Origin of the sequence: Streptomyces purpurascens (genome assembly GCF_045040895.1) — a bacterium.
Classification (GTDB): Bacteria; Actinomycetota; Actinomycetes; order Streptomycetales; family Streptomycetaceae; genus Streptomyces; species Streptomyces purpurascens.
Genome location: NZ_CP108341.1, coordinates 2,710,261 through 2,725,010 on the forward strand (window position 1 = coordinate 2,710,261; position 14,750 = coordinate 2,725,010).

General features: G+C 71.2%; 12 protein-coding genes. 5 read left to right on the plus strand and 7 right to left on the minus strand.

What is annotated here, in order from left to right:
• Positions 1-46 precede the first annotated feature (46 nt).
• A complete protein-coding gene (locus OHU35_RS12360; protein WP_405505304.1) occupies positions 47-655 on the plus strand; it encodes a TetR/AcrR family transcriptional regulator in 609 nt (202 codons plus the stop codon).
• A gap of 47 nt (positions 656-702) precedes the next feature.
• Here OHU35_RS12360 and OHU35_RS12365 read toward each other — a convergent pair whose 3' ends face one another.
• Together OHU35_RS12365 and OHU35_RS12370 are read right to left on the minus strand one after the other, a co-directional pair.
• Positions 703-1,347, minus strand: coding sequence for a TetR/AcrR family transcriptional regulator (locus OHU35_RS12365; RefSeq protein WP_405505305.1), 645 nt, complete (start codon positions 1,345-1,347; stop codon positions 703-705).
• A gap of 16 nt (positions 1,348-1,363) precedes the next feature.
• The gene (locus tag OHU35_RS12370; RefSeq protein ID WP_405505306.1) at positions 1,364-1,999 is read right to left on the minus strand and encodes a TetR/AcrR family transcriptional regulator; all 636 of its coding nucleotides are present in this window, start codon (positions 1,997-1,999) and stop codon (positions 1,364-1,366) included.
• Positions 2,000-2,135: 136 nt separating this feature from the next.
• Here OHU35_RS12370 and OHU35_RS12375 point away from each other — a divergent pair, with 136 nt between their 5' ends.
• The 4 genes from OHU35_RS12375 to OHU35_RS12390 are packed head-to-tail and all read left to right on the plus strand — an operon-like array spanning position 2,136 to position 7,827.
• Complete coding sequence (locus OHU35_RS12375) at positions 2,136-3,254, plus strand: VOC family protein (RefSeq protein ID WP_405505307.1); 1,119 nt, start codon at positions 2,136-2,138, stop codon at positions 3,252-3,254.
• A gap of 28 nt (positions 3,255-3,282) precedes the next feature.
• Complete coding sequence (locus tag OHU35_RS12380; RefSeq protein WP_405505308.1) at positions 3,283-4,221, plus strand: fumarylacetoacetate hydrolase family protein; 939 nt, start codon at positions 3,283-3,285, stop codon at positions 4,219-4,221.
• A gap of 19 nt (positions 4,222-4,240) precedes the next feature.
• Positions 4,241-5,821, plus strand: a complete 1,581-nt coding sequence (locus OHU35_RS12385) for a bifunctional 3-(3-hydroxy-phenyl)propionate/3-hydroxycinnamic acid hydroxylase (protein WP_405505309.1) — start codon at positions 4,241-4,243, stop codon at positions 5,819-5,821.
• 11 nt (positions 5,822-5,832) lie between these two features.
• Positions 5,833-7,827 (plus strand): acetoacetate--CoA ligase, encoded by a 1,995-nt coding sequence (locus OHU35_RS12390; protein ID WP_405505310.1) that lies wholly within the window; start codon positions 5,833-5,835, stop codon positions 7,825-7,827.
• A 28-nt stretch (positions 7,828-7,855) separates the two neighbouring features.
• Here the strand turns inward: OHU35_RS12390 and OHU35_RS12395 are convergent, their stop codons facing one another.
• The 5 genes from OHU35_RS12395 to OHU35_RS12415 all read right to left on the minus strand — a co-directional run bounded on the left by OHU35_RS12395 (position 7,856) and on the right by OHU35_RS12415 (position 14,705).
• Positions 7,856-8,953 (minus strand): patatin-like phospholipase family protein, encoded by a 1,098-nt coding sequence (locus tag OHU35_RS12395; RefSeq protein WP_405505311.1) that lies wholly within the window; start codon positions 8,951-8,953, stop codon positions 7,856-7,858.
• Positions 8,950-10,035, minus strand: a complete 1,086-nt coding sequence (locus tag OHU35_RS12400) for a hypothetical protein (protein WP_189724729.1) — start codon at positions 10,033-10,035, stop codon at positions 8,950-8,952. The genes OHU35_RS12395 and OHU35_RS12400 overlap by 4 nt, the downstream gene beginning before the upstream one ends.
• Positions 10,036-10,041: 6 nt before the next feature.
• Positions 10,042-11,427: a dynamin family protein gene (locus OHU35_RS12405; protein WP_189724730.1), complete on the minus strand. Its 1,386-nt coding sequence runs from the start codon at positions 11,425-11,427 to the stop codon at positions 10,042-10,044.
• A complete protein-coding gene (locus OHU35_RS12410; RefSeq protein ID WP_189724731.1) occupies positions 11,420-13,717 on the minus strand; it encodes a dynamin family protein in 2,298 nt (765 codons plus the stop codon). The genes OHU35_RS12405 and OHU35_RS12410 overlap by 8 nt, the downstream gene beginning before the upstream one ends.
• Positions 13,718-13,910: 193 nt before the next feature.
• Positions 13,911-14,705 (minus strand): hypothetical protein, encoded by a 795-nt coding sequence (locus OHU35_RS12415; RefSeq protein WP_189724732.1) that lies wholly within the window; start codon positions 14,703-14,705, stop codon positions 13,911-13,913.
• Between the last annotated feature and the right edge of the window lie 45 nt (positions 14,706-14,750).

The window sequence follows — 14,750 nt, forward strand, 5'->3', positions numbered from 1 at the left end:
CGAGCCACCCTCCCCCGCCGACCGTCGACCGGAGATCCGATCCGCCATGACCCGCCCACGCCGACCGGCCCACCCCACAAGGGCCCGCATCCTGGAAGCGGCGGGACGGGAACTGGGCCGCGATCCCGACAGCAGCCTCACGAACATCGCCGAGGCCGCCGGGGTGGTGCGCCGCACCGTCTACGCCCACTTCGCCGGCCGGTCCGCACTGGTGGAAGGCCTCGCCACGGAGGCCGCGGACGCACTGCGCCACGCCTTGGCGACGGTGGCGGCCCCCGGTCCCGACGACGCCGCCACCGCTCTACGGCGCTTCGTCCTGGCGCTCTGGCCCGTCGGCGACCGCTATCGCATCCTGCTGAGACTCGCGCCGCAGGACCTGGGGGCGGCACAGGTCGACGAAATCCTCGCCCCCGCCCGTGACATGGCGACGGCGATCATCGAACGCGGACAGCGGCAGGGCGTCTTCCACACGCGCATCCCACCCGTCCCGCTCGGCAGAGCACTGGAGAAACTCCTCCTGGCCCTCCTGGACTGCGTGAACGCCGGCACGTGGAGCGACGACGGCACACAGAGCGCGAGGGCGGCGCTGATCGCGGTGGGAGCGGAGGGTTCCGCGAAGCGCGTGACTGCGGGGACAGCGAGCCCCTCCGCGTGAGCGAGCCGCCTCAGACGCAGGTCAACGACTCACCAGTACTGCCCCGATCAGCTGTCGGAGGCCTCGGCCCGCATCTCCGACGCCACGTCCCCGACGATCGACGTCGCGACCTCGTCCGACACCCCGGCGGCGACCAACGTGGCCACCGCCGTCCTGGTCCCGTCGTCCTCCCACGCGCCCGTGTTGACGCTCTCCAGCAGGGAGAGCGTGACGGCCTCCAGCGCGGCACTCAGTACCGCCGCCGGCAGATGGTCGTGGAACACGCCCGCGCGCTGGCCGCGCTCCAGGATCGCGGTGGCCTGGTCGCGGGCCGGGGCGAGGGTCTCGGACACCCGTTGCACGCCCAGATCCTGGCGGGCGAGGGAGAGGAGCAGCCGGTAGCGGTCACCGACGGGCCAGATCGACAGGACGAACCGGGCCAGGGCCCGCTCCGGCGCCTCCTCGGCGTCGGGGACTCCGGCCGCGATGCCGCGCAGGGTCTCGGACGCCTCCTCGGCGAGCGCCTCCAGCAGGGCAGCGCGCCCCGGGAAATGCCCGAAGAGCGTACGGCGGACCACCCCGGCGGCCCGGGCGATCTCCTCCAGGGTCACATCGGGGTTCCGGCCGAGCTCCTGCCGGGCGGTGGCGAGGATGCGGGCCCGGTTGGAACGGGAGTTGCGGCGCAGCGGTTCGCGGACGACGGATTTGGTCATGTCGCTCAAGCCCCTGTCAGTCGAGGTCGGGCAGGGGGCGGCGGGCGACGTCACGGGCGTCCTCGGGCGGCACTCCCAGCATGCACAGCAGCATCTCGGCCAGGTTGGACGCGGCCTCGTCGCCGTCGAGCTCCGGCCGGGCGAACCGCAGCTCCACCAGCGCCAGCAGCGAGCCGCCCAGGGCGGTCACGGCGACGGTGGGATCGGCGATGGCGAACCGGCCGGAGGCGATACCGGCCTCCAGATCGCGCACCGCACGCGGCGCCAGGCCCGATTCCGAGTGGATGTACCCGAGGCCGCGATGGCGCAGCACCTGCATCAGCTCGGGCCGGGAGTCGGCCAGGCGCGCACTGAGGCGGAAGCCGGTCGCGACGAGTTCCGCCGGGTCGTCGACGCCCCGCAGCTGCTCGTCGAAGGCCTGGCCGAGCTCTTCGAGCGCGTCCCGCACCGCAGCGTCGAACAGCTCCGTCTTCGACTCGAAGTGGTTGTAGAAGGAGCCGAAACCGACGTCCGCGCGCTCCGCGATCAGCTGGATGCTCGCGCTGGTGTCCCCGGTCTCGGCGAGGATCTGCCGCGCCGCGCGGACCAGCGCCTGACGGGTCTCGGCACGGCGCCGTTCGAAGCGGTTGCGGGGCGGGGCTGACGACGGCATGCGCGCGAGTCTAACAACACCCCGCAGGACGCCACAGTTCTGACGAAATCCTCAGCATCCTCGACGACACCTATTGACGATCGAAGAGTCAAAGCTGATGATTTCATCACTACGGCAATGTTGCTTGGAGGACGTCATGTCCCAGACGGCTCATCAGGACCTCCACAGCGAGCAGGGCGCCCTGCGCGGCGAGCACCCCGGTCGCTCCCGGAACCCGGTGATCAAGGTGGCCGACCTGGCCTGGCTGGAGTTCGAGAAGCCCGACCTGGACCGCGCCGAGGTCTTCGCCCGGGACTTCGGCTTCGCCATCGCTTCCCGCACCGAGCGGGAGCTGTGGCTGCGCGGCACCTTCGCGGGCTCACCGTGCATGGTGATCCGGCGCGGTCGTACGTCCCGCTTCATCGGCCCGGCCTTCCGCGCGGCGGAGCGGGCCGACCTGGACCGGCTGGCCCGGGCGACGGGCACGGCCGTACGGGAAACCGACGTGCCCGGCGGCGGCAGGGCGGTCGATCTGCTCGACCCCTCGGGCTTCCCCGTACGCGTGGCGCACTGGGGCGAGGACCTGCCGCCGCTGCCCGAACAACGGCCGCTCCTCCTCAACTCCGGTACCGAGCATCGCCGTACGAACGCCACGCAACGCCCCCCGCGCGAACCGTCCCGGATCCAGCGGCTCGGCCATGTGGTCCTGGAGACCCGCGTGTTCACCCGGGCGCTGAACTGGTACCTCGACACGCTCGGCATGATCGTGTCCGACTTCCTCTTCCTGGACGGGCGGCGCGACCGCGGCCCGACCATGGCGTTCATCCGCTGCGACCAGGGCGGCCTGGCCGTGGACCACCACACGCTGGCGATGCATCTGGGGCCGGGCACGGGTTACGTCCACTCCGCCTACCAGGTGACCGACCTGGACTCGATCGCCGCCGGCGGCGAGTACCTGGCCGAGCGCGGCTACCGGCGCAGCTGGGGCATCGGCCGGCACATCCAGGGCAGCCAGCTCTTCGACTACTGGCGCGACCCCGACCGCTTCATGCTGGAGCACTTCGCCGACGGCGACCTGTTCTCCTGCGACATCGAGCCCGGCTGGGCGCCCATGTCGACGAGCGGCCTGGCCCAGTGGGGCCCGCCGGCCACCCGCGACTTCCTCGGCGCGAGCCCCTCCCCGCAACGGGTCCGCGATGTCGTCCAGGCCCTGCGGGGCGACAACGAGCTGGACCCGGCACGCCTGCTGGGCCTGCTGAAGGCCGCGAACTCCTGACCCCTGCCCACGAGATGAAGGCACCGACATGAGTACGAACATCCTGCGCACCGCCGACGACTGGTGGGTGGTCCTCGGCGACCGCGCCGTCCCCGTCGACACCAAGGCCGTCACCACGGCCGAACTGCTGGCCGACCGGGCGGCCGTACGGGAAGCGGCCCTTTCCGGTGAGGCGGGCTCACCGGTCGCCGACCTGGCGCCCCTCTCCCCGGTCACCACCCCCTGCCGGGTGGTCGCCCAGATGGTCAACTACCGCAGCCACGCCCGGGATTCGGGCTTCACCGGCGACATCCCGCCCGCCTTCTTCCGCAAGGCGTCCGGGTCGGTCAGCGGCCCGCACGACACCATCGTCCGCCCGCCGCACGTGAAGCTCCTCGACTACGAGATCGAGCTGGGCCTGGTCATGGGCGCACCCCTGCCCGTAGGCACCGTCGTCGACGAACGCGACCTGCCGTCGTACGTCGCCGGACTCGTGATCACCAACGACGTCAGCGCCCGGGACGTACAGCTGACCAGGACGCAGTTCTACGAGAGCAAGTCGTACCCCACCTTCACACCGACCGGCCCCGTCCTCTGCCTGCTGGAACCGGAGGACTTCGCCCATCTCCCCGACCTGCGGCTGAGGTTGTCGGTGAACGGCGAGCCGCGTCAGGACCGCACCCTCGCCGACATGATCGTCCGTCCGGCGCGGGCGCTCACCCTGCTGGCCCGGTTCCAGACCCTCGACCCCGGCGATCTGCTGCTGACCGGCACACCCGGCGGCACGGCGTTGAAGGCCCCGCCGAAGCCCGTCGAGAAGATCGCCGCGTTGCTGCCGCCCGCGGTGAAGTGGAAGGCGTTCTTCAAGGGCCAGGCGAAGAACCCCCGCTACCTGCGCCACGGCGACGTGGTGACCGCGACCATCGCGACGCCGGACGGGCGCATCGAGCTCGGTGAGCAGCGCACGCCCGTGACCTACGCGCACTGAGACCCGAAGCGAGCCACACATGACCGTCCCGCACAACTCGGCCGACGTACCCGTGGTGATCGTCGGAGCCGGACCCGTGGGCGTGACCGCCGCCCTCCTCCTGGCCCGGCGCGGCGTGCGTACCGTCGTCCTCGAACGCCACCACGGCGTCTACCCCCTGCCGCGTGCCGTCGCCACCGACGACGAGGTCCGCCGCATCCTCCAAGCCGCCGGAGTCGAGGCGGAGTTCGCCGCGATCGCCCGCCCCGCCCGCGGGCTGCGACTGCTGGACGCCCGGCACCGGGTGCTGGCCGAGTTCCCCCGCACCGCGCAGGGCGCCCACGGCTTCCCGCAGACCAGCATGTTCGACCAGCCCGAGCTGGAGCGGGTCCTGCGCGAGGCCCTGGCCGGCACGCCGGAGTGCGAGCTGCGCGGCGGCGTGGAGGTCGTCGGCGTCGAGCAGGACGACGACGGTCCGGTCCGCGTGACCTACCGCGACGACACAGGCGAACATCTGCTGCGGGCGGACGCCGTCCTCGGCTGCGACGGCGCCAACAGCCTCACCCGCGAGGCCATCGGCGCCGACTGGGAGGACCTGCGCTTCGAGGAACGCTGGACCGTCGTCGACGTCCGCACGAGCCTCCCGGTCCGCTGCTGGGAAGGCGTCGAGCAGATCTGTGATCCACGGCGTCCGGCGACGTTCATGCGCGTCGGCGAGGACCGCTATCGCTGGGAGTTCCGGCTGCGGGACGACGCGGAACCGGCTGACGAGCAGGTGCGGGAACTGGTAGCCCCGTGGGTGGACCTCACGCATGGTTCCGACTTCGAGGTGCTGCGCCGGGCTCAGTACACCTTCCGGGCGCGGATCGCCGACCGCTGGCGCCGGGGCCGGGTCTTCCTCCTCGGCGACGCGGCCCACCTCACCCCGCCGTTCATCGGGCAGGGCCTGTGCGCGGGCCTGCGGGACGCCCACAACCTGGCCTGGAAGCTCGCCGCTGTCCTCCGGCAGGGCGCGGACGAGCGGTTGCTGGACACGTACGAGAGCGAACGCAGGCCGCACGCCCGCCACCTGATCCGGCTCGCGGTGGCCATGGGCTGGGCGATGACCGGCGGCCAGGACGGCGCCGCCGCTCTCCGACGCCGTGCCCTGAACGCGGCCGTCCGCATCCCCGGCCTGACCACGGCCGCCGCCCGCGACCTCAGTCCGGCCCTGACCGCGGGCCCGCTGGTCTGCCGCCGACCCCACGGGGCGGGCCGCCGTCTGGTGGGCCGCATCTGCCCGCAGCCGTGGGTGACGGCGGCCGGGCCCCGGGAACACCGCACCCGCCTGGACACCCTGCTCGGCGACTCCTTCACGGTCCTGACGGCCGAGCCACCACCCCCTTCCCTCCAGGCGGTAGCCGACGCCCTCGGCGCCCGGACCGTCCTCGCGACCGACCTCGGCGACGACGGCCGACTCGCGGCATGGCTCCGCGCGGGACGGGCGGACGCCGTACTCCTGCGACCGGACCGGGTCGTGATGGACGCGGTCTCGCGCGGCGCCCACGCGTTCACGGCCATGGCGTCCTGGGCGCCCCTGCTGTGCACCGCACGCACACCACCACTGCCCGAAGCCTGTTGAGGAGCACCAAGATGAAGTACCCGGACCCGTTCTTCACCCCCGATCCGGAGGCCGCGGCGGCCAGCCGCATCATGGACTTCACCCGCTGGGCGGCCGCCCGGCACCGGGGCGTGGCGGCCGACGCCGACTACGCCGTCCTGCACCACTGGTCGGTCACCGACCTGGAGGGCTTCTGGGGCGCGGTCTGGGAGTACTTCGGCATCGAGGCGGAGACCCCGTACGAGCAGGTGCTGGCCGAGAAGACCATGCCGGGCGCCCGCTGGTTCCCAGGAGCCACCCTCAACTACACCCACCACGCCCTGCGCAACCTCACCGACGACGACGTGGCGATCATCGCCCTCGACGAGACCGGCTCGGGATACGAGGTGACCGGTCAGCGGCTCCGCGCCCACGTCGCCGCGGTGGCCGCGACCCTGCGCGAACTGGGTGTGGGACGGGGCGACCGGGTCGTCGGCTACCTGCCCAACACCCCGCACGCGATCGTCGCGTTCCTGGCCGCCGCGAGCCTGGGCGCCGTCTGGTCGGTGTGCGGCCAGGACTACGCGCCCCAGGCCGCCGCCGACCGGTTCGCCCAGCTCGAACCCACGGTCCTGATCGCCGCCGACGGCTACCTCTTCAACGGCACCACCCACGACCGCCGCGACGCCACCGCCGAACTGACAGGGTCACTCCCGACGTTGAAGGCCACCGTCCTGGTCGACCACGTGGGCCTGCCCTGGCCCGACACCGGCCACCCCACCCTGGCGATCCCGTGGGAGGACGCCTCCACCCGCACCGAGGAACTGATCTGCACTCCGGTGCCGTTCGACCACCCCCTGTGGGTCGTCTTCTCCTCCGGCACCACCGGCCTGCCCAAGGGCATCGTCCACGGCCACGGCGGCGTCCTGCTGGAGCATCTGAAGACCCTGAGCCTGCACTCGGACCTGGGCCCCGGCGACCGCCTCCTCTGGTACACCACCACGCACTGGATGATGTGGAACCTGGCCGCCTCGACACTGCTGACCGGCGCCACGACCTGCACCTACGACGGCAGCCCGGCACCGTTCGCCCGGCCGGACATCCTCTGGGAGCTGGCCGCACGCCACCGCGTGACCGTCTTCGGCACCAGCCCCCAATACCTGCTCGGCATGGCCAAATTCGGCATCGACCCCACGGCCCACGACCTGTCATCCGTCCGCGTGGTCGGCTGCACCGGCTCCACCCTCCCGGCCTCGGCCTACCCCTGGGTCCGCGACCACGTGGGCGGCGACGTCCTGCTCGCCTCCATCAGCGGCGGCACGGACGTGGTCTCCGGCTTCGCCGGCAGCGCACCCACCACCCCCGTCTGGGCAGGCGAGTTGTCCGCACCCCACCTGGGCGTGGCCCTGACGGCGTACGACGCCGATGGCCTCCCGGTCACCGGCCAGGTAGGCGAACTGGTCATCACCCGCCCCATGCCCTCCATGCCACTTCACTTCTGGAACGACCCCGACGGCACCCGCTACCAGGACGCCTACTTCTCCTCCTACCCCGGCGTCTGGCGCCACGGCGACTGGATCACCCTCACCCCGCACGGCTCGGTCATCGTCCACGGCCGCTCCGACAGCACCCTCAACCGCAACGGCGTACGCCTGGGCAGCGCGGACATCCACGACGTCGTGGAACGCCTGCCGGAGGTCGCCGAGGCCCTGGTCGTCGGAGCGGAGGAACCGGACGGGGGCTACTGGATGCCGCTGTTCGTGGTGCCGGCGGCTGGGACGACTCTGGACGAGTCCCTACGCGAGAAGATCAGGAACGCGATCCGCACCGGCGCCTCACCACGCCACGTCCCCGACGAGATCCTCGAAGTACCGGCCATCCCGCACACCCGCACCGGCAAGAAGCTCGAGGTTCCCGTCAAACGCCTCCTCCAGGGGGCGCCCGCCGCGCAGGTGGTCAACCGGGCGACGGTGGATGCTCCCGAGCTCGTGGACTATTACGCCCGGCTGGGAGCGGAACGCCACGGGCGGAGGATCGGCGGGGCATAAGAACGGCACAGTCCATGAGCGCCGCCGTTCAGTCCGTCTCGGTAGCGGACTCCAACCTGGCGACGGCGTCCAGCATCGACTGCTCGGCGGAACGTGTCCCCCACACCGCGGAGATCTGGGCACCCAGTGCCTCCAGAATGCTCGTGGCGTCCCGGTTGCCCAGAGCCCGCAGGCTGTGCAACCGGGAAGGGGAGAAGTCGACGAGGGCGGTCGTCCCACCGAGCGGGCCGGGCATCTGCAAGGGCCGGCTCGGCCGGATCTCGATGACGCCGATGCCGGGGAAATCGTGGGCGTCCCACAGCACGCCGTCGGTCAGGTGGACCACGATCACGATGTCGCACTGTTCACGATGGGCGAGCGCTCCTACCGGAGTGTTGTCCGCGATGCCGCCGTCCCTGAAAAGCCGCCCGTCCACACGTCGTGCGGGCAGGATCACAGGGAGCGCGGCACTTGCCAGCACGGCCGGCTGACGTTCCTCCGGCGGCAGCGCGTTGACGTGCAGCCATTCCGCGCGTGTGCCGAGTCTGGAGCGGAGGACGTCGAGGACCCAGCCCCAGTCGTGAAGTACGTCGAGCTCCTCCAGGGCAGGGAAGGCGGATACCCACAACGGCGTTCCGCCGTCCAGTCGGCCGGGGTCGACATGGGTGGCGACGAGCCCTTCCAGGTACGAGGGGCGGACGACCTGCCCGGTCAACCGCGGGAGCAGCAGCCTGAGCTGTTCCGAGGTCGTTTCCTCGACAGGCACGCCGAGACCGTCCGCGACCCCGCCGCGCCGTTCCGGTACCGCGCTGTATGCCGCCACCTCATCCCAGATCGCGCGCAGGGCCACCGCTCCCTGTTCCAGGTTCCCGGCGCAGGCGAGCACCGCCCCGTTCAGCGCGCCGATGCTGGCGCCCGCGACGGCGTCGATGTGCACACCGGCCGACGCCAGGCACTCCACCACGCCGACGTGATAGGCGCCCTTGGCGCCGCCACCGGACAGCACCAGACCGATCCTGGGCTTGATCGCACCGGATGCAGGAGGCGCAGGAGGGAGCTGTTCGACCTTCCTGGGCCCAGGACCGGCGTCCGTCCGGCCCGCCGCCGTACTCCGTGCTGCGGCCGCGAGATCGTCGAGACCGGTCATGGCAGAAGCCCTCCGGCCGTGGCGGCGTCCGATCCTGCGAGGTGCCCTCCCCCGGGCTCGCCGCGCTGTTCTCCGGTCGGGGTGAACCGCCGACGCAGCGTGCGGGACGCGGCGGTCTGCTCGTCCACGACGTGCTCGACGAAGCGTCGTGCACTGCTGGTACGGGGGGTCCACATCCCGTGGCGCCGCTGCACGAGCGCCAACGCCGTCTTCGCGGGGGCGGCCGGCCTCGCCCCCTGAGGCAGGGCCCACAGCTCCACGGCACTGCCGATGACGGAAACCAGCGCCCCGGTGGGTGCGACGAGGGAGGTCTCCAGGCCGCTGCCCAGCAGCTCCGCCACCAACTGGCGCTCGCTCCCTGCCAGAGAGCCACATGCCTGGTCGAGGAGGTCGGTGACGACGAACCTCCCCTGCGGGGAGTCCCGGAGCGGCGTGGTCATGATCTTGTTGACCAGTCGCTCGTCGAAGGTCTTGTCGCCGGTCCGATGGCCGTAGAGCCCAGCCGGACCGTTGGCGACCTCCGCGGCCAGGAGCACCACCTGGAGAGGCCATGGGAACGTGGCGTACGTCTGCCCGGAGGCCCAGCGTCCAGTGGACAGGGCGAAGCTGTCGTCGGCTCTGAGGCGCAACTCCGTCAAGGCCTGCCGGTGCTCCAGCGCCGACACCCGGTCCTCGATCCGAGTGAACCGCTCCTCGCACACCTCGGCCACCCGTGCCACGACCTCGGCGAGTTCGGTGAGCCGTGCCGACAACCGCGCGGTGTCCGACTCCGAGCGGCGCCGCGTCTCCCCGAGGCAGTTCGCGACCCGGCGCAGGGCCAGGTCCGAGACCTGCACATGCCCCGACAGCTCCGTCACCCAGCCGATCAGGGCTTGCTGGCCGTCGATGAGGGCACGCGTGGTGAGCAGCTCGCGGCGGCGTTCCTTCCCCACGATCCCGGCGAGCAGGCCGCGGATCACCCCCTGCTCCTGCCGGAAACGGGTGAAGTCATCGGCAACCACCACGCTGTTGGCGAGTTCCAGCATCACCCGGTCGGGCACCAGAGGGACGTCCCGGGCGAGTTGGTACAGGTCCTCGGACACGGCGGATCACCTCCAAGTGATCGGAGTACGGACGTACAGGCTCCGAGCCCTCTCGACAAGCTGCTGCCGGCGGCTCGCCAGGACCGTGATCCCGTCACGTGGCGCAAGAGGGCGACCTGACACAGCGGCGGCCGGATCGCCGACCGAGGCGATGCGGGAGAGCAGGTCGGCCAGTGCCCACGCACCGGGGTTGCGGGCTCGGACGGTGATCAGCTGGTCGAGCAGCGCCGGCACCCCGGACTGCTCCCATTGCCGTCGGGCCAGATTCCGGATCTCAGCTCCGGACAGCACGTCGGCGTGATGCTCCCAGTCGAGAGGGAACGCCGTCCGCAGAAAGGCGCGCTCCGCGGCGGAGGCCTCGTGCCGTCGTTCGCCGTCCGGTGGGCGCCGCAGGACAGATGCCGCTGCCAGGCCCTGACGGGCGGCTGTGCGTACGCCGGAACCCTGCGACGGGGTTGAGGACGCGTTCCGTGGGTCGTCCGCCAGATCCACCCGGTTCACGACGGTGAACACCGGCTTCTGAACGGACGTGGCCATGCGGGTGACGGTGTGCTCGGCCTCGTTGTCGCGCCGTGTGGCGTCGGTGACCAGCAGCAGTTCGTGTGCTCGGTGGATCTCCTGCCTGACGAAGCGGTCCAGCATGCCCGGCGGCAGCTCTTCGTCCGGACCAGGGGTGTCCACCAGTACCAGCCATCCTCCCGCCGGATCCGTGACCATCCAGGGCACGGGAACCACCACTTCGGGCGGCTGCAGGCTGGGGAGCTGCACCAAGACGTCCTCGTGGGCCAGCGCCGTCAGTGCCAGCCGGAGCAGATCGTTCACCTCCGCCAGGACCGCGCGGATCGCCCGGGTTCCGACGGTGCGGTGCGGCGGCCCCGCCACGCCGGTGCCGGACAACCGGGCCTCGGCGGCGGCCAGTTGCGGGTGCCGCCGGACAGCGGTGGCCACAGCGGGCCGGTGCCCGGGCCGGGCCAACCGGTGGGCGAGTGCCGTGACGCCCTCGATAGTGGACCCGGGCACCGTGAGGACCGGCTCCGGGACGCTCTCCGCGGCGACCGGCACCACACAGGTGGGCAGCACCGTCATGGCAGGGCCGCGCGACGGCAGCAGCTCCCGGCTCAGGACCGCGTTGAGGAGCGTGGACTTGCCCGCCTTCATCGGGGCGACCACCGCGATCCGGTAGTCAAGGCGTCCGGAAGGCGCCTCCGACAGTTCGGGCAGCAAGGGCCGGAGGCGGTCCGGCGTACCGGCAGGACTCGTGGCACCGGCCGCGCCGGCCGACGCCAGCACCTTGGCGGCGGCCGTGTGGAGACTGCTGAGCATCCAGCACAGGTCGTGAGGCAGCGGCATCACCCGGGGACGTACGGCCCGCGGGTTCGCCGTCTCAGACACCACGTAGATGGCGCACTTCACTGTGCAGTGCCCGCGTGGCGTCCAGGAAGCCGGTCAAGGACTCCCGCAGTTCGACCTGGCGCATTTCCTGGAGCTGGTTGTCCTCGGCGGACTGCTGCAGGATGTGCCGGTACCGCTGGAGGAACGCCTCGACCTGGTCGTAGTACTGGGACACCTGCTGTGTGATCATCTCCCGGACATGGCCGCCCAGGGCGGCATGGATCTCTTTCAGCCGCTCCTCGAACGAAACCTGCAGGCCGGTCGCCATGGCATCGGGCCGCACCAGGTAGGTCCGCTCCTCGGTGATCTCCGTCTCGGTCTTGGCGTACGTGCTCTTCCACAGCCACAGGCGTCGCCAGGAGCGTTGGTGATACTCGCGTTCGATCTTGCGGCTCGTTGCCTTGGTCTCCGTCTGGAGCTCGGTGGGGAGTTCCGCGACGTTCGCCCTGCCCAGTTCCCATGCGGGGATGCTGAAGGTGACGTTGAACTCGTCCTTCATCCGGTCCGCGGCACGCACGACCACCGGCCGGACCCGCTCGCTCTGGCGACGGACCTGTTCCTCGGCCGACGCGCCCACGCGTGACTCGATGTGCGTCCGGGCCCGTTCGAGGACGGCGTCGAGTTCTTGCCGGGCCCGGAAGGTCTGGGCGTGGACGTACTCCTCCGCGGCTTCCTGGGTGGCGAACTCGAGGGCTCCGTCACCTCGTGTGAACCTGCCGGTGAGCATCGCCATGGGGTTGCGGCCCCAGGAATGGGAGTTGGTGTCGCGGAACTCCTCCACGACCTTTTCGCCCTCGGCCTCGGCCCGCTTGAGCTCGCGCTTGCTCAGCTGGCCCGCGAGCTCGCCGGCCAGCTTCGACGGAGAGCTCACCTGGCTGCGGAAGCCCGCGATGGCGTCGAGATCGGCGGAGATCTGACGAGCCGCTGCCGCCAGGTCCTCCGATTCGCGTCCGATGAGATCGCGTCGTGCCAGCGTCGCGGTCTGCAGATCGGAAAGTTCGGCCGCGGCCTTGTCCAGCGCGGCGTCAACGGCCAACCGCAGCACGCGCATGCGCAGCCAGGCCACCACGGAGACGAGGAACTGGTTGATACGGCTGAACTCCAGCGCTCGCTTGGTGCTCTTGCGCAGTCGGCCGGGGCTCATGTCCTCCAACTGGTCCTGCCAGTCCACGGGGTAGAGAAGCCGGGCCAGCCGTGCGGCGCTGCCGTCCGCCACGGGCGCGTCGTCGGATCGCGCCAACGCCGCCAACACCTGCACCGACGCCAGGGCCCACTCGGCCGACACCGTGAAGACACGGCTGGAGGCCCGGGAATCGGTCAGCCCGAGGTTGGCGCAGGCCGAACGCACGATGCCCTCGTCGTCCAGATCCGTCTCACGACGCTTCTGGTCGATCTTGTTGACCACTGCGAAGAGCTTCTCCGTCCCGACCACACTGAGCAGGGGCTCCATCAGTTCCCGGATCTGTGCGTCCGACTTCCCGCCCATCTTGGTGTAGTCAAGCACGACCAGCACGATGTGACTCTCGCTGAGCTGCCTGCGGACCACCGCCGTCAGCATGTCCGCGAGGTCGTGCTCGTCCGGGCCCGGGGTGTCCACGATGACCAGGCGCCCCGGACCTTCGGCCTCCTGGGACGTGACGGACCAGTACGGCGTACGCACCACGGGGACGTCCGCGAGGTCCGCCTTCCAGCCGTCCGGCATCACCCGCCCCGCGAGGCGCACGAGGTCGTTGAGCAGCGTCAGGCACTTCTGTACGGCTGCTCTGCCCTCATAGCGCACTCCGATGTCCTCGATCCTGTCGGACAGGATGTCGTTGACCAGGGTCGCGAGGTGCGGGTACTGCTTGAGGAGGCCTCCGGCCACCGGCTTGGAGACATGTGCCCGAAGCGCCTTGACCAGCAGGTTGAACTGCGCCGCGTCCTCCTCGCGAAGTTCCAGGACGGGGGCGAAGTGGTCGTTGTCGTGGTCCGTCAGCTGGGCCTCGTGCACGCGCTGGTCCAACACGATGCGGGTCGGCAGCGTGGTCATGGCCGCCGCCCGGGCGGGCAGCAGTTCATAGCCGACGACGGAGTTGATCAACGTGGACTTCCCGGCCTTCATCGGCGCGACCACCGACATCCGGAGCTCCCCGCCGCGGACGGCTTCCAGCTCCCTCCTGACGACGTCGATCGCGCCCGCCTCACCCTCAGGGTGATCGCTCCACGCGAGCTCCAGTTCCCTCGCCCGCGACAGCAGGTCCAGAACCTGCTCGATCAGTTCGATCGCGTCAGCGGCGCGTGCGTTTCCCACCTGCCCGTCGGTCCCACCCGATGTGTTCGACTCGAAAGCGTTCTGGTCCGACATGGCCCCCCACGGCAGAGAAGTACTGACGAGCTGTGCTGCATACACCGACACGTCCGAATATGACGGTCATGCGTACTCAAAGTAGCCTGCCTGGCCGGAAGTTGACAGTGGATCCGGGGATCTCACCTCGGCTTCGGTATCACAACGCGTCCACCGCGCTCACCTTCCACCCGTCGCCCGTGCGCTCCATCGTCATCCGCACCCGGTTCAGGTCCACGCGGGACCCCGAGACCTGGGTGCTCTCGGTGACCTGGTTGACGAAGAGCAGGACCACGACCTTGTCGGGAGAGGCCGAGACGACGGAGGCGGCCGGGGCGGTGCCGGAGCCGGGGGCGGCGACCGTGGCCTTCACCACGCCGCGGTACTTCTCGGCCGTCGGGGCGACCACGGTCTTCGTGGTCTTGCCGTACTCGTCGCGGAAGTCGCCGGTCAGGTGGGCGCGGGCCGTCGAGAAGTCCTTGTCCAGGTGGCGGTAGTCGTACGACAGGACGATCGGCGCCGCTTTGCGCGCGGCCGCGAGCGCCTCGGTCCGGCCGGTCTCCGTCAGGCGGCCGTCGCGGTACTGCCATCCGAGGGCGGCGAGCGCGACCAGGCCGACGGCGACCAGGACGGCCAGGACCGAGGTGAGCAGCCTCCGGCGGCCGCCGGGGCCGGGCTCGCTTCGCTCTCGCGGCCCGTCCTCCTCGAACGACTCCGGCGACGGCTCCGGCGGGTCGTCCCAGCCGTCCTTCGGGGCCTCGACGAGGACGGTGCGTCCGGCGCGTGGCCGCTCGTCCCGGCGCGGGGACTCCTCGTCGCCGGACGTGGCCGTGGCCGTCGCCGCGCCCGCTGCGCGGTGGCCGCGCTCGGCGCGCTTCGCCGCCGCGCGGGCGGCCGCCGTCATGGTGCGGCGGGTGCCGGGACCGGGGGCGCGGCCGGTGGTCGTCTTCGGCATGGTGGTGCTCCTCGTCGGTGCTTGTCGGTCGGCGGATCGGCCCGT